This window comes from Ochrobactrum teleogrylli, from assembly GCF_037482325.1.
Taxonomy (GTDB): domain Bacteria; phylum Pseudomonadota; class Alphaproteobacteria; order Rhizobiales; family Rhizobiaceae; genus Brucella; species Brucella teleogrylli.
On record NZ_JBBHKQ010000002.1, the window covers coordinates 1,033,477 to 1,049,640 of the forward strand.

Below are 16,164 nucleotides of genomic sequence, written 5' to 3' on the forward strand. Positions count from 1 at the left end.
TCGCCGCGGTTGGCGTTTTTCGCGTCCGTTTAGCCGGAGATTACTTTAACTTCCGTAAAGTCTTCCAGCCCCCATTTTCCACCTTCACGGCCATTGCCGGATTGCTTGTAGCCGCCGAACGGGCTGCCGGAACCAAGCGATGAGCCGTTGATCTGCACCATGCCTGCGCGGAGCTTCCACCCAAGGCGTTTGGCGCGCTCAACAGATCCGGTTTGGACATAAGCGGATAAACCGTATGGTGTATCATTCGCGATAGCGATAGCCTCCTGTTCATCGGCAAACGGAATGATGACCAACACCGGACCAAATATCTCTTCGCGCGCAATCGTCATATCGTTCCGTACATCCGCAAATATGGTCGGGCGGACGTAGTTGCCGGCGTTAAATCCTTTCGGATGACCGAGGCCACCTGCAACCAGACGTGCACCCTCATCAATGCCTGCTTGGATCAGACCTTGAACTTTGTCGAAATGCACTTTCGATGATAGCGGGCCGATATGATCTCCTTCGAGAGCCGGATCACCGACCAGCATCTGATCAGCGGCACGAGCGGCGAGCTGCACGACCTGATCGTAAACCGAGTTCTCGACCAGCAATCGGGTGGGGGCATTGCAGGATTGACCGGTATTGTTGAAGCACTCCGCAATGGCGCGCTCTACCGCGCTTTCAATGTCGCTATCCGCGAAAATCAAATTGGGGGATTTGCCTCCGAGCTCAAGTGAGACACGTTTGACTGTATCTGCCGCGCCGCGCGCGACGGCTGTGCCCGCACGAGTCGAGCCGGTGAATGACATCATGTCGATGTCCGCGTGACGTGACATGGCTTCGCCCACGACCAAACCTTCGCCGTTGACAAGGTTGAAAACGCCTTTTGGAAGCCCTGCCTCATGGAGAAATTCGGCAAAGAGCATTGCAGACATGGGCGCTATTTCGGAGGGTTTCAAAACTACCGTGCATCCGACCGCGATCGCTGGAATAACTTTCAAAGCAATCTGGTTCATTGGCCAATTCCATGGGGTAATCAGACCGCAGACGCCGATTGGTTCGCGCACGATGATCTCGCCGGAATTATCTGTTCGCTTTTCTTCAAAATCGAAGTTTTCCAGCGCCTGGATGAACGCGTTGAGGTGATACAAGCCTGCAGCGGCCTGTTGATCGCGGGCCATGGTGATAGGCGCACCCATTTCAAGCGAAATGGTTTTGGCCATATCTTCGAGACGCGCCTCATATATTTCTGCGATCTTGCGCAAGAAGCGGGCGCGCTCCTCAACCGGGGTTTCGCTCCAGGAAGAGAATGCCCTACGGGCGGCTGTGACCGCTCGATCAACATCCTGAGTTGAGCCTGCCGAAATGGTTGCATAAGGCTGCTCATTGGCGGGGTTGACGACGGCAATGGTGTCGGTTCCGAAAGGTTCGACCCAAGCGCCATCGATATAAATGTCAGTCTTTACGATGTAATTGGTGTTCTGGTCGGATTGGAGCACGATATTTCCCTCTCTGGTAATTGTTAGGTTTTGCAGGGTGACGTTGAATACAACGGTTCCCGTCGGACACGATCTCGTTTCAGTATCCGAGAAATTGAACCGGTTGCTTGTTCGGGAAGTTGTGGATGGCAGCCCGGAAATCATGCGTATAAGTGGCTTCCATGAAGGCTGCCTTTTCTGCCTCAAGTTGAGCCGCCAACGAAAGATCCGCGGCCAGCAATTGCTTGAACAGTCCAAAGGCTCGTGTTGGGCCAGAGGCAATTTTTTGTATCAGGGCAGAAAGCTGTTCCTGGTAACTGCTATCCTCAACCACGTCGTTGACGATCCCAACTGCTTTGGCCTGACTGGCATTGAGTTTGCCACCCTTGAGCATAAGGGCAAAAGCAGCACGCGGCCCCAGCTTTTGCCGAAGATACCAGCTGCCGCCGCAATCGGGCACCGTCGCCAGTCGATCATAAGCAAGAATGAACTCTGCTGATTGACTGCAGATGGCATAGTCTGCCGATAGAACCATGCTCAATCCGGCGCCAGCTGCCGGTCCGTGTATTGCCGCGATGACAGGCACTGGCAATTGCTGCAGGATTAACAAAGCTGGGTGCATGTGGCGCAATATGCGCTGCAAGACAAGATCAGCCCTATCAGGGTCGGCTGCAAAAGCCGCGACATCTCCACCTGCCATAAACGCTTTGCCCGCGCCTTTGAGAACGACGCAACGTATGCCCTTGTCCGATGCTATGGCTTGCACGGCCTCATGAAAGGCCGCTGCCATCGCCTCATCGATAGCGTTGTATTTTTCAGGGCGGTTGAATGTGACGGTGCTGATGCCGGTTGCTCTATTCATATCGACAAGGATTGGGGTCGTCATTTGTGGATCCCTTGATACAGTTCTGCGGATTCGGTTGGGGAATGATGCGGCTGGTTTTGATGGTCAATGTGACGCTGCCTAGAATAATGAACGTGCCGAGAATGGCATTGAGACTGGGATGAATGCCCCAGAACAGCCAGGTGACCGTAATCGACCAGATCAGCCCCGAATAACCGAAGGGGGCGAGGAGGGCAGGTGATGTCATGCGGTAGGCAATGGCGCTTAAACCTATGCCCATGCTGGAGAATGCCGCCGCAGCCCCAAACTGGGCAAGGTGTGGGACTTGCAGTCCACGCCAATGCTCAATGGCGAACGGGGCGACAAATAGCGCCGAAAAAAACGCGCCAAAGAACGAGATCGTCCACAGGTTATCTTCGGACGGAATCCAACGCGAACTGATCGCATTGATGGCGTAAAACACGCTCGATGTACCAGCCAGCCCCATAGCGTAATTGAAGTTGGATGCCCGTGGATTGATCGCCACAACCACGCCAAGGAAACAGAAACAGATCGACAGCCATGTGCGAAAACTGACATTCTCCTTGAGCAGAAAACGGGACATCGCAGTGATAATGACGGGTGTCATAAAGAGAATGACTGCCGCCTCAGCGACAGTCAGAGTTTTCAGGGAAGCGATGTATAAATAGGCGGCAATCAAGCCAAAGGCTCCCCGCAGCGCATGGAGCCCAATTCTGGCCGACCATATTTTGCTTCGCCCGGTTGTCCGCACATGAAACAGGTAAAGAATCGGCAATGCCATCAGGCTGCGGATCAAAATGATCGATGACACATCATAGTCGCTGATGAGAAACTTGGTCGTCGTATCATTCAGGGTAAAAGCAAGACTGCTTGTGCATAGAACGGCAGCGCCAAGGAAACGCAGTGGGATCATGCGGCCTCCTCAAGGTCAGTCGCGACCTGAAAATACTCGCAAGGACAGTGTTCAAGATGGGGAAGGGTTGTCGCGGTCGGTACATCATACATGTGGACGCGCCATGACCGCGACAGGTTGCCGCTCTGGAGACCACGCCCGAACTATCAGACCAGCCGTCGGCGACACGGGATTCGGGGCTCCTGCGTGCTGTTCCGGGGGTGGTGAATTCGAAGATACTGGGCGGTGATTTAGACTACGTCCTTGATATGGCGTGATCTTTCGCAGTTTCATGATGTTCCCCCTCCAATTGGCCCTCTTTATGGGGCTCCGACGAAAATCATCGTGTTATATCTGCATGTTAATAAAAAGTTGGACGTTCAGCAAATTTTTTGTTTGACTTCATCTGCGGCGAATTTCAGTATCTAATCATCAGGTTTGATTGCAGCAGGGAGTGGGGCGTGAAGACCCGAGTAACCGAGCTATTGAAAACGAAATACCCGATCATTCAAGGCGGAATGCAATGGGTTGGTCGTGCCGAACTTGCATCAGCTGTATCGAATGCGGGCGGCCTTGGAATCTTGACAGCACTGACGCAACCTAGTCCCAAAGCGCTAAGCGAAGAGATCGCTCGCTGCCGGCAGATGACCGATAAACCATTTGGCGTCAATCTCACGATACTCCCCACGACAGCGCCTCCACCTTATGAAGAGTATCTTGATGCGGCGCTACAGTCGGGTGTGAAGGTGATAGAGACGGCGGGACGCAGTCCAAAAGAGTTCATCGAGAAAATAAAGGCGGCTGGTGCGGTTGTCGTTCACAAGTGTACGGCTGTGCGTCATGCGCTGTCAGCGGAACGGGCTGGTGTGGATGCCATCTCCATCGATGGATTTGAAGCGGCGGGGCATCCGGGTGAGGATGATGTTGGCGGTTTGGTCCTTTTTGCCGCTGCAGCGGCGCAGGTCAAAATTCCATTGATCGCCTCGGGCGGTATCGGCACTGGCGAAGGCATGGCGGCAGCTTTTATGCTCGGTGCCGAGGGCGTGAACATGGGGACGCGCTTTTGTGCCACCAAAGAAGCTCCCATTCATGAGAACATCAAACAGGCGCTGGTCAATGCCGGTGAGCGCGACACCAATTTGATCTTTCGAACGTTCAGAAACACCGGGCGTGTTTTGAAAAATGCAATCTCCGATGAAGTCGTCGCTATCGAAGGTCGACCGGGCGGTGCGGAGTTTACAGATGTTCGACCGCTGGTTTCCGGAGAGCGAGGTCGCCACGCGCTGACAATTGGCGAACTGGATAGCGGTCTGGTCTGGGCAAGTCAGACGCTTGGGTTGATCAAGGATATTCCGAGCTGTCAGGAGCTTATCGAGCGTATGGTCAGTGATTGCCGCCTTGCCATGACAAGGGGGTTACGCGCATTTTCCAACTGACTTTTGTCAGCGGAATGCCGAATAAGGTGCTTTGGAGGAAGTGCCTTTGCCGGTTGTTGCATGCAAAAAAACGCGGCTAGTGGGTCGCATAGGGAGGAGGAACAATGAAAAAGACATTCATACTGGGTGCAGTGCTTGCCATGGCAGCCGGTTCGGCTGGGGCTGAAGAAAAGGTCAGTTATGCGTCCTACGGCGGCGCCTATCAGGAAGGCGTGCGAAAGGCCATTCTTGACCACTTGCCCCAAGACCATGGCATGACCGTTGTCGATTATGTACTGGCTGGCGGTATCCGCGATATCCGTACCAAGGTGCGTGCAAATGCGGTTGATATCGATGTGGCCGAACTCTATGGTGGTCTGTGTGATCTGGCCGGTAAAGAAGAGCTTCTGGTTCCGCTCGATTATTCAAAAATTCCCAATGCGGCTGGAATCCCGGAACACCTGCGCTCAAAATATTGGGTAGGATTCACCGCCTATACGTCGGTCCTTGCCTATAACAAAAACGTTTATGGTGACAAGGGGCCACAAAACTGGGCCGACTTCTTCGATACGGAAAAATTCCCCGGCAGCCGCGCTATCTCGGGGAATTCGCCAGCGACAAATATGGAAATTGCCCTGATGGCCGATGGCGTGGCCAAGGACAAGATTTATCCCATTGATATGGAGAGGGCGATGGCCAAATGGTCTACGCTGAAACCGAATATCAGTGTTCAATGGGCCACGGGCGCGCAGGCGACCCAGCTCGCAACGTCCGAAGAGGTCGATATGTTATCGATCTGGGCAGCCCGCATAGATGCCGCCATCAAGGAAGGCGCACCTTATACCTATAAGCTTGACGACGCGGTGATGGATGTGGAATGCCTGGTCATTCCCAAAAATTCACCCAATCCGGAAGGTGCAATGCGCCTGGTCAACCATCTGCTCGACCCGAAATATCAGGCGAACCTGCCAAATTATATCGCCTATGGCCCGATGAACCAGGATGCCTTCAAACAAGGGCTTGTACCCGCCGACAAGGCGGCGAGCATTGTCACGAGCACTGAGAATCTCAAGAAGCAGCTCATCACCAACATGCCGTACTGGGCCGAAAATCACGAAAAGGCGCAGACCATGTGGGACAAGGCTATGATGCAATAGCTGGTTCTGGAAAGTTGGAGGCTTCGGCCTCCAACCCGGAATTTTCTTCATGGAGCCCAAGATTACAGTCTGTAGCTGACAATGCTGCGGTGTCCTGTTGTGCGCTGATGGAAAGCAGAGATGAAACACTCCTCGACGACGGCTTTGCCGGTTACGATCCAAGCACTGTCCAAACATTACGGTACGGTCCGGGCGGTTGACGACGTATCGCTGGCGATTAAAGCCGGTGAATTTCTCACATTGCTCGGCCCCTCCGGGTCAGGAAAAACAAGCCTTCTGATGATGATTGCGGGCTTTTCCCGTCCGACGGATGGTTCGATCAAGATTGGTACACAGGAAATCGTGCATCTTCCGCCCCATAAGCGCAATATCGGCATGGTTTTTCAGAACTATGCCCTGTTCCCGCATATGTCGGTATTCGAGAATGTCGCTTATCCGCTGCGTTTGCGTAAGATCGGTCGAGCCGAAATCGAGGAACGGGTCAAGAAAGTACTCGATCTGGTGCAACTGGGTGGCTATGGCGAGCGTAAGATCACCGAACTGTCTGGGGGACAACGCCAGCGTATAGCGCTGGCGCGCGCCATCGTGTTCGAACCGCGCATTCTGCTGATGGATGAACCCTTGTCCGCGCTCGACAAGCAACTGCGGGAAACGATGCAGATCGAAATCCGCAAACTGCATGACCGGCTGGACATGACGACCATTTCCGTCACGCATGATCAGCGTGAAGCGCTCACAATGTCGGACCGGATTGCCGTATTTTCGAAGGGCAAACTGGCCCAGATCGCGTCGCCGACCGATCTTTATGAACACCCGGAAAGCCGTTTTGTTGCGGAATTCATTGGTGAAACCAGTTTTCTGCCGCTCCGGCGCACTAACGCAGGTGTCAGCTATGGCGACCAGGACGTGAATTTGTCGGATGATGTAGGCGAACTGCACGACGACATGTTGCTGAGCATGCGCCCCGAGCGTCTGCGTTTTGCCACAGACGAAGCGGCGGCGCGCGCTTCGGGAGCGAACCTGTTTTCCGGTCAGGTCGTCACGGCCATCTACCAGGGTGAATGCCTGCTTTTCGAGGTCATGCTGGATGGTGGCCATAAGGTATTCACACGCATTGCCAACCGCTCGGAAAATCTGCGGGCAGTGCCAAAAGTTGGTGAACGCGTGGCGCTGCGTCTAGAACGGGCGGACGCGCGGCTTGTACGCGCGGAGGCTTGATGATGACAAAAGCTGTTGTCTCGTTTCCTGTTGCAGCCCCCAAACCAGTGATGCAAGCCGAACTGGATGAAAACCGCCGTGCGCTGAACCGCGAAAAAAAATACGAAAGCTGGTCGATGGTGCGCCTCACCATCCCTGCACTCGCTATTGTTGGCATCTTGATGGTGGCGCCGCTTTTGTGGTTGCTGTCGATGTCTTTTGTCGACATCAATGGAGAATATGGTCTCGGAAATTTCCGATTGTTCTTTTCGGAACCTGTCTACATCGAGATGTTTCTCAATACGTTCAAGATCGCGCTCATCGTCACCGTTATCTGCCTGCTGCTCGGCTATCCGGTTGCCTATCTGATGTCGATCCTGTCCCCCAAATGGGCGGGGCTACTGATGTTGGCAGTGCTGGTGCCCTTCTGGACATCCGGGCTGGTGCGTACCTTTTCATGGCTTATCATTTTGCAGCGCAACGGCGTGGTCAATAAGACATTGCAAGGCCTTGGCTTCATCAACCAGCCGCTGGCATTGGTCAACAACACCACCGGCGTTGTCATCGGTATGGTGCATATCATGATCCCGTTTCTGGTGCTGCCGCTTTATGCATCGATGAAGGCCATCGACGCCAATCTGATGCGTGCTGCCGCCAATGTGGGGTCGTCGCCAACGCACGCGTTCCTGCGCATCTTCCTTCCGCTTTCAATGCCCGGATTGGTCGCTGGCGCCATAATGGTGTTCGTCATGTGCCTCGGCTTTTACATCACGCCCGCACTGCTCGGCGGTGGCAAGGTAAAGATGATTGCGCAGCGCATTGAGGAGATGATCTCGCTTTACCCGACATGGGGTCCTGCGGCTGCCCTTGCGGTGTTGCTGCTGGCAATGACGGCTCTTTGCTTGTGGATCAGTCTGGTGTTGGTGCGCCGGCTGTCGTCGGATCGATAGGTGGTATGATGGAAGCTCACGTTTCTCACCGTGCACGTCTCTGGCTCTACATTCTCGTCGGACTGGTGCTGTTTTTTCTGATCGTTCCGACCCTGATCGTCATTCCGGTTTCGTTCAGTTCAACGACATCACTGGTTTTCCCGCCAGCAGGCTGGTCCACACGCTGGTATGCTTCATTTTTCGGTCAGGAAAAGTGGATCAGCTCGCTCTGGGTGTCGCTGCGGGTCGCATTTGGGACCATGATCGTTGCGACTGTCACCGGCGTGGCGGCATCCTACGCTCTTAATCAGGGACGCATCGCCGTTCAGGGTCTTTTGAAGACGGTGCTGGTTGCGCCGCTGGCAGTGCCCTCGATCCTGATCGCTGTCGGCATTTTCTTTGTCTATGCAAAGATCGGAATGCTGTTGAACACCATTTGGGGCATGATCCTCGGCCATTCCGTGGTTGCGATGCCGTTTGTGATCCTGACCATGCTGGCCGGTTTCAGCAGTTATGACTCATCGCAGGAAATGGTGGCACGCAGTCTCGGTGCCAATCGGCTCAAAGCCTTTCTGACTGTGACTTTGCCTCAGCTCAAGCTTTCGGTCGCAACCTCGATGCTGCTGTCTTTCCTGATCTCTTTCGACGAATTGATTATCTCGCTGATGGTGGCATCGGGGCCCATGTCGACATTGCCGCGCGTTACCTTCTCCACGCTGCGCGATGATCTCGATCCTACATTGGCGGCGGTTTCAACACTCATGCTGATTGTCACATCGCTACCACCGGTTCTGCTGCACATTTACAGCCAGCGGGCAGCAAAGAACGGTGGTTGATATGATTGCAGAACTTAACCGAGAAATGGATGGCTTTGTCCACCTTGAGAGACACGGATCCGTACTTGAGATCCGTATGGTCAAGCCAAAGGTCAATGCGATCTGCCGCAGTCTCAGCCGCAATCTGGAGAAGGCAGCGCTCTATTTGCAAGGTGATCCCGATCTGCGCGTCGGTATTCTGTCCAGCGGGTCAGAGCGTGCTTTTTCAGCTGGTTATGATTTCAAGGAAGGAACGGATCAGAACAGTGGTGCAAGCACCGAAGGCGCAAAAGAGGGTGGTTTCGGCGGTATAACGACGTTGTGGTCACTCAGAAAGCCGCTGATCGCTGCTATCAACGCCCCGGCCATTGGCGGTGGTCTCGAAATATCGTTGGCTTGCGATATTCTTTTGATGGCGGATGACGCCTTCATCCAGCTGCCCGAGCTCGAGCGGGGACTGCTGCCCGATGGCGGGGGACTGCAACGTCTGCCTCGCCGTATTCCCTATTATGTGGCAACCGCGATGATCTGGACCGGCGAACCCATGAGCGCGCAGGAAGCGCAGCGTTGGGGGTTGGTTTATCGCACCGCGTCACGAGAAAATCTTATGCCAATGGCATTGGAAATAGCCCGGAAAATTGCGGCATCTGCACCGCTGGCACAACAGGCGTTGAAAGAAGCGTTGCGTGCCGTGGATGGCATGTCAGACCGCGACGCCATGAGATTGCGAGCTGGCGATAATCCGGAGCTGTCCACCTTTGCCGCCATGTTGTCCTCGGAGGATATGATCGAAGGCCAAAAAGCCTTCCTCGAAAAACGACCGCCGCGCTGGCGCGGACGCTGAACCAATAACTGAATGACAATTGAGACTGCCCAACCCTTGTGGCTGGGCAGAAAGGGAGAGCTATGTACAAATTTCTGGAAATTGAACGTCATGACGCGGTGGGCGTTATTGCGCTCAACCGGCCGGAGGCGCGCAATGCGCTCGGTATGGGGATCACCATAGAACTGCGCAAGGCACTAAAGGAAGCGGCGGCTGACCAAACGCTCCGCACCCTTATTCTGGCTGGACGCGGTGGCGCCTTTTCAGCCGGTGCAGACGTGAAGGAATGGGCGGCGGGCAGAACGGATTGGCCGGACATGAACTGGGTCGAGGAGTCGCTGCGACTGGTTCAGCAAGTCCATGAAATGCCCAAGCCCGTTATCGCCATGATCGACGGTGCAGCCGTTGGTGCCGGTCTTGATATGGCTTTGGCGTGCGATTTTCGCTACGCATCGGAAAAGGCCAAGTTCATCTGTTCCTATACCAATGTCGGCTACAACCCGGACTGCGGCGGAACCTGGTTGATGCCGCGCGTGATTGGTCTCGAGGCGGCAAAGCGTTTTGCTTATACGGGTGAATTATGGACCGCCCAGATTGCGCTTCAAAATCGGCTCGTCAGCCACGTCAGCAGCTCTGACAATCTGTGGCAGGACACGCTGGCCTTCGCCCGGCAACTGGCAAGCGGGCCGACTGTCGCCATCGCGCAGACCAAGAAATTGCTGAACAGCGCTCATACGCGCAGCCTATCCGATCAGCAGCTGGAAGAAGTAGCGGCGGGCAAGGTCTGCGCACAGACCCAAGATCATAAAGAAGGCCTGGCTGCTGCCAATGAGCGCCGCGCACCGAATTTCATCGGCGCGTAAAGGGGGAACACCATGGATTTTGCATTAAGTTTTGAACAACAGGCGCTCATCGATTCACTGGAAGAGTTCTGCAAGCGCGAACTTTATCCGCACGAGAATCTCGTTGAGGAACTTCGCTACGTTCCTGAGGAAATCAAACAGGAAATTCAGCAAAAATCGATCCAGGCGGGCTTCGCCGGGATGAATCTGCCGGAAGAATGGGGTGGCCCGGGTCTCGACAAGCAGACCAAGATGCAGGCTGAACGCGTGCTTGGTAAATCGAGCGCCGCGCTCACCATGTGCATGAACCGTGGCGTTACCGGCATCCTCTTCAAATGCAAGGGCGACCAAATTGAAAAATATCTGAAGCCAGCTATCCGAGGCGAACGTAAGGATGCCTTCGCGCTCACGGAACCCGGTGCGGGGTCTGACGCACGCGGCATTACGACCAAGGCCGTGCGCGATGGGGATCACTGGGTTATCAACGGGGTGAAACAGTTTATCTCTCACGCCGATATCGCAGATTTCATCGTTCTCATTGCTGTTACCGGCGTGGATGAAACGCCACGCGGACCACGCAAGCGTTTTACGGCGTTTCTGCTCGACAAAACCCTGCCGGGACTGCGTGTAGAGCCGATGAAGTCGATCGTCACCCGTGGCTATAATCCGACGATGGTCTATCTCGAAGATGTTCGTGTTCATAGCGATGATATTCTGGGCGAAGAGGGCAAGGGCTTCGATACTGCCAATGAGTGGCTCTACGATGGCCGGGTTGCTTTGGCCGCCCATTGTGTCGGTCGTTCTGAACGCATCTTCGAAATGACCAAGGAGTGGGCCGGAACCCGCAAGGCGTTTGGCAAAACAATTGGTGAATTCCAGGGGGTCGGTTTCAAGGTTGCCAATATGGCGGTTGATATAAAGCTCGGTGATCTTATGGTGAAAGAAGCCGCGTGGAAAATTGAGAATCAGACGATGAACCGCACTGAAGCGTCAATGGTGAATTACTGGTGCTCGGAAATGGTGTTCCGGGTTGCGGACGATGCCGTGCAAATCTTTGGTGGCATGGGCGTTATGGAAGAATTCCCCATCCAGCGTTTCTGGCGAGATGCGCGTATCGAACGTATCTGGGAAGGTACGTCCGAGGTCCATCAGGATATTATCGCAAAGGATCTGTTGAGACCGTATCAATAATAAGTGTCGCCGTTAGTCATCGGCCTTCGAGAAGGTAAAGAATGCGGAAAGCTGTCAAAAAGAGGCAAACCAACGAAATCAGACGACAGGATCTGATCCTTGCGACGCTGAATTCAATAGTCAAACATGGCTATCTGAATTCGACGATCAACACGATCAGTGAAGAATCTGGTTTTTCACGTGGATTGATAAACCACTATTTTGACAGCAAGGAAGATCTGCTGACCGCAGCACATCGCTATTACCTTCAAAATGGGGACGATTATTACCGGCACCTTGTATCATCGGTGAAGACCGGGAATTTCGATACGCTATACTTTGTTGCCTGTGGGCCATTTTTCCACGGACGCGGATATCAACAGGTTCATATTCACTACAACAGTGCCGCCTGGATTGTTCCAGAGATCATGGCATTACATCGCGAACTATGGGGCAAATACCGCGCGTTTCTCGGACGTCGGCTTGCCAAGGTCGCGGCAGAAAAGAATATGGAAATTGATGTCCGTCTGGCGGCCATCGCTCTTACGCAACTGGCGGACGGGCTATGGCACGGCTGGGTCATGGAAGAAGCCTATTCGGCCGAGGATTGCTGTATCATCATCCGCAAATGGCTGTGCGATCTGTTTGGCGAAAATCCCGCCGATCATCCGCTGCTGCCCAATTTCGATGTGGAGAATTTCCCGACGTCTGCACCTCTTACCAGTCAAGCTGGAACGAGCGCTGCCGTGGAAGTTTGAGCCCGCTGGGCTGGCAGTGCCTTAAGTTAAGAGGCAGAGGAATATGCTACAGGTGAGTACGAGCGTGGAGGAGGGCCGTGTCAGCCCTACGCTGCGAGAGAATTTTGCGCGTCTTCTTGCGCCCCGCGCCATGGCCTTCATTGGTGGTGGTCAGGTCGAGGCAACATTGAAAACCCTGCGTCAGCAGGATTATGCTGGCGATGTCTATGTGGTGAATCCCAAACGCAGCGAAATCGCCGGATATAAATGCATTCCGTCGATTGCCGATCTGCCTGTTTCGCCTGATGCGGTATTTCTGGCCGTCAATGCCGATGCGACCATCACCGCATTGCGTGAACTGTCGGCCATGAAGGCGGGTGGTGTCGTTTGCTATGCTTCCGGCTTTTCCGAAATTGGCGCGGCGGGTTTTGAACGCAATCTGGCTTTTGTCGAAGCTGCAGGCGACATGGCGGTGGTCGGCCCGAACTGCTATGGCCTCGTCAATTACGTCAATCATGGCTCGATCTGGCCAGCACTTTACCCTAAGTTGCAGAACAGTCGCGGCGCGGCGGTCATTTCCCAGAGTGGCAACGTCACCGGGCATCTGGTTTCCAACGGTCGTTCGGTGCCTTATTCCTATCTGATCAGCGCGGGCAACCAGGCCGTTCTCGGCTTTGAAGACTATATTGATTACCTCATCGATGACCCGAACGTGACCTGTCTGGGTCTGTTTATGGAAGGCATACGTGATGTGGCCGCGTTCTCGCAGGCCGCCTTGCGGGCGCGTGCAAAGCGCATTCCGGTCATCGTCTGCCGTTCCGGGCGTTCAGAACTTGGTGCGGTGATGGCCGCCAGCCATACGAGTTCGCTGGCCGGGCAAAATGAATATTATGAAGCATTGTTTGCCCGTCTCGGCGTGATCGAGACCGATACGGTCCCGCAATTCCTCGAAATGATGAAGCTTGCTTCGATTGCCGCACCGCTTGAAGGCGAGCGCATCACCGTGTTTTCCAGTTCCGGCGGCGATAATGGCCTGGCTGCGGATTATTGTTCCTTTGCTGGCCTGCAATTGCCACAGCCAAGTCAGCAACAGAAAGCTATCATCAAGCCGACATTGCCTGATTTTGGTCATGTGTCCAACCCGCTCGATTTCACAGCAGGCTATTGGGGCAGCGAAGAACTGCTGACACCCATGTTCACCACCATGCTGAACGGTGATTACGATGCGGCCATGCTGGTGATCGATTATCCGCCGGTCGGATCGCCCTACAAGGATAAATCCGCGCATCAGGCTATGGACCGGGCTCTGGCTGCAGCTGGCAAGATTGCGGATAAGCCGGTATTTCATGCATCGGTGAATACGGAAAGCATACCGCCAGAAGATGCCGAAGCGCTGATCGCGCAAGGGATAGTCCCTCTGAATGGTCTGCATGATGCTGCGCAGGTTGTCGCGAAATGGGCGAATTATTGCAAAATGGTTGGGTGCGACCGGCGGCAGGGCGATGCTGCCCTGGAACCCAAAGTCCCGTTTGCAGTCACCGCCTTGCCTTCAAACGGCGTGACAGTGAATGAAGCGGAATCCAAGCGGCGATTGAGCTCCTATGGGTTGAATGTGCCGAACGGCAACATTTTGACCATTGAGACGATCCGCGAACTGCCGGAAACCTTCGACACCCCGATGGTTCTGAAGGTTCTGCACGATCAGCTGGCGCATAAGACAGAAGTTGGCGGTGTTGCTCTCAACATTCGTGGCCGAAATGATGCCATCGCTGCAGCCGAGCGCATGGTCGCATCGGTCAAACAGCACGATGCTTCAATCGAGCTTACGACATTTCTGATGGAACCGATGCAAGCGGCCCCACTTGCTGAACTGATCGTCGGCGTCAAACGCGACCCGCTGTTTGGGCTGGTTCTCGTCATCGGTGCAGGCGGTATTCTGGTGGAGCTGTTGAAGGACGCCACACCATTGCTGTTACCGGTCAGTCGTGCAGACGTTGAAAATGCACTACGCGGACTGAAGAGCTTTGCGCTTCTCGACGGTTTTCGCGGCAAGCCAAAGGTGCAACTGGAGCCGGTTATTGATGCTGTCATGGCCATTGCGGCCTATGCTGGCGATCATCGGCATAATTTGCTCGAACTAGACGTCAATCCGTTGATGCTGGGAACCGACAGCGCCATCGCTGTGGACGCCCTCATCATAGAACATCGTTAAAACGAAGCCGCTGGCCGCCGTCGGCGTATGGCGGCCATGTTCACTCAAGTCCGACTGGAAACATTATGAACAGACCGCATCTCACTGGAGCGGAAGCGCTCGTCCATAGTCTTGTTGCTGCCAAGGTAGATACCTGCTTTGCCAATCCCGGCACGAGTGAAATGCATTTTGTCGCGGCGCTTGATCGGATACCCGGTATCCGGTGTGTGCTGGGTCTGCAGGAGAATGTGGTGACCGGGATGGCCGACGGCTATTTCCGCGTCACGCAGCGCCCGGCGGTAACACTGCTGCATTGCGGTCCAGGTTATGCCAATGGCATTGCCAATATTCATAATGCGCGTCGGGCTGGCAGCGGCATGCTCAATATTGTCGGTGATCATGCAACAGATCATGTTGCGCATGACAGTCCGTTGACCGCCGATGTGGAAGCGCTCGTAGGGGGCAGTTCAGACTGGCATCGCTTCGGCACAAAGCCGGCATCAATCGGTGCCGATGCTATGGCTGGTCTGAAAGAGGCCTCTTTTGGCTATGGCCAGATCGCGTCTCTGGTCTTGCCCGCAGACGTGTCATGGAGCGAAGGCGGCGAAACGGCGGAACTTGGGGGCATAGAAGGGCCATCTCCAATGGACCCGGCAATCGTGACACAAGTTGCCGAAGCTCTGAAATCTGGCCGCAAGGCGGTCATCATCCTCGGTAATCCGGCTGTCGTCGAAGAGTTGCATCCCTTACTCAAGGGCATTGCCGACCAAACCGGCGCTGAATTGATGGGAAGTTCAACCATTTCCAACATGCCGAAGGGAAAAGGGCGGCTGGTGCTGCCGGTCGTGCCTTATGTGGTAACGGAAGCGCTACATTGTCTTGATCCTTATGATCTGGTCGTGCTGGTCAATTGTCCGCCACCAGTGGGCTTCTTCCGCTATCCCGGTCTGCCGAGCCTGCTGCATCGCGCCGATGCCGAGGTTCTGACTCTGACGACCGCTCATCAGGACGCGAAGGGTGCGTTGACTGCTTTGGCCACAGTGCTTGGGGCTCGTGAAAGCGACATCGCCATCCAGAATGGAGAGATCGAAGTGCCGGTGGATGGTCCGGTAACGTCGGATACTCTGGCCCAGATTGTAGCGCGTCAGATTCCGGAAAACAGCATCATCGTCAATGAGGCGCTGACCTCAGGAGGCGGTTTTGCTGCGGTCATGCCATTGGCTGCTCCGTGTGATTGGTTGACTGTGACAGGCGGTGCAATCGGTGGAGGAATGCCGCTCGCAACGGGCGCTGCCATCGGGGCGGAAGCGGTCGGCGACAAGGGACGACGGGTCATCGCTTTGCAGGCTGACGGTTCCGCCGCCTATACGGTCCAGGCATTGTGGACGCAGGCCCGCGAAAACTTGCCCGTCACCACATTGCTGCTCGACAATCGCTCCTACGCCATTCTGCTCGGAGAATATGCCAAGGTTGGTGCCGAACCCGGCCCGACAGCGCTCGACATGATGAGCTTGGTCCGGCCGGAAATTGACTGGGTATCGATTGCACGGGGCTTTGGCGTCGAGGCGGTGACGGTGACCACCAATAGCGAGCTGGATTTAGCCTTGACCAAAGCTCTGGCCAAGGATGGGCCGGTGCTCATCGATGTACGGCTGGACTGAGATCACG

General features: G+C 54.9%; 14 protein-coding genes. 11 read left to right on the forward strand and 3 right to left on the reverse strand.

Features of this window, described 5'->3' with window-relative positions; all coding sequences use genetic code 11:
- Window positions 1–29 precede the first annotated feature (29 nt).
- The 3 genes from WIX40_RS22280 to WIX40_RS22290 all read right to left on the reverse strand — a co-directional run bounded on the left by WIX40_RS22280 (window position 30) and on the right by WIX40_RS22290 (window position 3,241).
- The gene (locus tag WIX40_RS22280) at window positions 30–1,484 is read right to left on the reverse strand and encodes an aldehyde dehydrogenase family protein (RefSeq protein WP_339442408.1); all 1,455 of its coding nucleotides are present in this window, start codon (window positions 1,482–1,484) and stop codon (window positions 30–32) included.
- Window positions 1,485–1,563: 79 nt separating this feature from the next.
- Window positions 1,564–2,349: an enoyl-CoA hydratase/isomerase family protein gene (locus WIX40_RS22285; protein ID WP_121537506.1), complete on the reverse strand. Its 786-nt coding sequence runs from the start codon at window positions 2,347–2,349 to the stop codon at window positions 1,564–1,566.
- Window positions 2,318–3,241, reverse strand: a complete 924-nt coding sequence (locus WIX40_RS22290) for a DMT family transporter (protein ID WP_339442273.1) — start codon at window positions 3,239–3,241, stop codon at window positions 2,318–2,320. The genes WIX40_RS22285 and WIX40_RS22290 overlap by 32 nt, the downstream gene beginning before the upstream one ends.
- Window positions 3,242–3,681: 440 nt before the next feature.
- On the opposite strand from WIX40_RS22290, the gene WIX40_RS22295 reads away from it, so the two are divergent.
- The 11 genes from WIX40_RS22295 (at window position 3,682) to WIX40_RS22345 (ending at window position 16,157) form a co-directional block, all read left to right on the forward strand.
- Window positions 3,682–4,656 carry an NAD(P)H-dependent flavin oxidoreductase gene (locus WIX40_RS22295; protein WP_339442275.1) on the forward strand — a complete coding sequence of 325 codons (975 nt, stop codon included), beginning with the start codon at window positions 3,682–3,684 and terminating at the stop codon, window positions 4,654–4,656.
- A 104-nt stretch (window positions 4,657–4,760) separates the two neighbouring features.
- Window positions 4,761–5,792, forward strand: coding sequence for an ABC transporter substrate-binding protein (locus WIX40_RS22300; protein WP_109366243.1), 1,032 nt, complete (start codon window positions 4,761–4,763; stop codon window positions 5,790–5,792).
- Between the two features lie 120 nt (window positions 5,793–5,912).
- Window positions 5,913–7,010 (forward strand): ABC transporter ATP-binding protein, encoded by a 1,098-nt coding sequence (locus WIX40_RS22305; protein WP_109366242.1) that lies wholly within the window; start codon window positions 5,913–5,915, stop codon window positions 7,008–7,010.
- Window positions 7,010–7,939 carry an ABC transporter permease gene (locus tag WIX40_RS22310; RefSeq protein WP_339442276.1) on the forward strand — a complete coding sequence of 310 codons (930 nt, stop codon included), beginning with the start codon at window positions 7,010–7,012 and terminating at the stop codon, window positions 7,937–7,939. Before WIX40_RS22305 ends, WIX40_RS22310 begins: the two co-directional genes overlap by 1 nt.
- A 5-nt stretch (window positions 7,940–7,944) precedes the next feature.
- Entirely contained in the window at window positions 7,945–8,754 is an 810-nt protein-coding gene (locus WIX40_RS22315) for an ABC transporter permease (protein WP_339442277.1), read from the forward strand.
- A gap of 1 nt (window position 8,755) precedes the next feature.
- On the forward strand, window positions 8,756–9,577 hold the full coding sequence (locus tag WIX40_RS22320) for an enoyl-CoA hydratase-related protein (protein WP_339442279.1): 822 nt from the start codon (window positions 8,756–8,758) through the stop codon (window positions 9,575–9,577).
- A gap of 62 nt (window positions 9,578–9,639) precedes the next feature.
- Window positions 9,640–10,419 (forward strand): enoyl-CoA hydratase/isomerase family protein, encoded by a 780-nt coding sequence (locus WIX40_RS22325; protein ID WP_094513508.1) that lies wholly within the window; start codon window positions 9,640–9,642, stop codon window positions 10,417–10,419.
- A 12-nt stretch (window positions 10,420–10,431) separates the two neighbouring features.
- Window positions 10,432–11,589: an acyl-CoA dehydrogenase family protein gene (locus tag WIX40_RS22330; RefSeq protein WP_006188555.1), complete on the forward strand. Its 1,158-nt coding sequence runs from the start codon at window positions 10,432–10,434 to the stop codon at window positions 11,587–11,589.
- Window positions 11,590–11,630: 41 nt separating this feature from the next.
- Window positions 11,631–12,326 carry a TetR/AcrR family transcriptional regulator gene (locus tag WIX40_RS22335; RefSeq protein WP_006188557.1) on the forward strand — a complete coding sequence of 232 codons (696 nt, stop codon included), beginning with the start codon at window positions 11,631–11,633 and terminating at the stop codon, window positions 12,324–12,326.
- A gap of 43 nt (window positions 12,327–12,369) precedes the next feature.
- Window positions 12,370–14,517: an acetate--CoA ligase family protein gene (locus tag WIX40_RS22340; RefSeq protein ID WP_339442284.1), complete on the forward strand. Its 2,148-nt coding sequence runs from the start codon at window positions 12,370–12,372 to the stop codon at window positions 14,515–14,517.
- 65 nt (window positions 14,518–14,582) lie between these two features.
- Window positions 14,583–16,157, forward strand: coding sequence for an acetolactate synthase large subunit (locus WIX40_RS22345; protein WP_339442285.1), 1,575 nt, complete (start codon window positions 14,583–14,585; stop codon window positions 16,155–16,157).
- The last annotated feature ends 7 nt before the right edge of the window (window positions 16,158–16,164 follow it).

Excerpts from the sequence above, each read along its gene's own strand:
- WIX40_RS22285 (WP_121537506.1), bottom strand. The coding sequence starts at position 2,349 with ATGACGACCCCAATCCTTGTCGATATGAATAGAGCAACCGGCATCAGC.
- WIX40_RS22290 (WP_339442273.1), bottom strand. The coding sequence starts at position 3,241 with ATGATCCCACTGCGTTTCCTTGGCGCTGCCGTTCTATGCACAAGCAGT.
- WIX40_RS22300 (WP_109366243.1), top strand. The coding sequence starts at position 4,761 with ATGAAAAAGACATTCATACTGGGTGCAGTGCTTGCCATGGCAGCCGGT.
- WIX40_RS22305 (WP_109366242.1), top strand. The coding sequence starts at position 5,913 with ATGAAACACTCCTCGACGACGGCTTTGCCGGTTACGATCCAAGCACTG.
- WIX40_RS22310 (WP_339442276.1), top strand. The coding sequence starts at position 7,010 with ATGATGACAAAAGCTGTTGTCTCGTTTCCTGTTGCAGCCCCCAAACCA.
- WIX40_RS22315 (WP_339442277.1), top strand. The coding sequence starts at position 7,945 with ATGATGGAAGCTCACGTTTCTCACCGTGCACGTCTCTGGCTCTACATT.
- WIX40_RS22320 (WP_339442279.1), top strand. The coding sequence starts at position 8,756 with ATGATTGCAGAACTTAACCGAGAAATGGATGGCTTTGTCCACCTTGAG.
- WIX40_RS22325 (WP_094513508.1), top strand. The coding sequence starts at position 9,640 with ATGTACAAATTTCTGGAAATTGAACGTCATGACGCGGTGGGCGTTATT.
- WIX40_RS22330 (WP_006188555.1), top strand. The coding sequence starts at position 10,432 with ATGGATTTTGCATTAAGTTTTGAACAACAGGCGCTCATCGATTCACTG.
- WIX40_RS22335 (WP_006188557.1), top strand. The coding sequence starts at position 11,631 with ATGCGGAAAGCTGTCAAAAAGAGGCAAACCAACGAAATCAGACGACAG.
- WIX40_RS22340 (WP_339442284.1), top strand. The coding sequence starts at position 12,370 with ATGCTACAGGTGAGTACGAGCGTGGAGGAGGGCCGTGTCAGCCCTACG.
- WIX40_RS22345 (WP_339442285.1), top strand. The coding sequence starts at position 14,583 with ATGAACAGACCGCATCTCACTGGAGCGGAAGCGCTCGTCCATAGTCTT.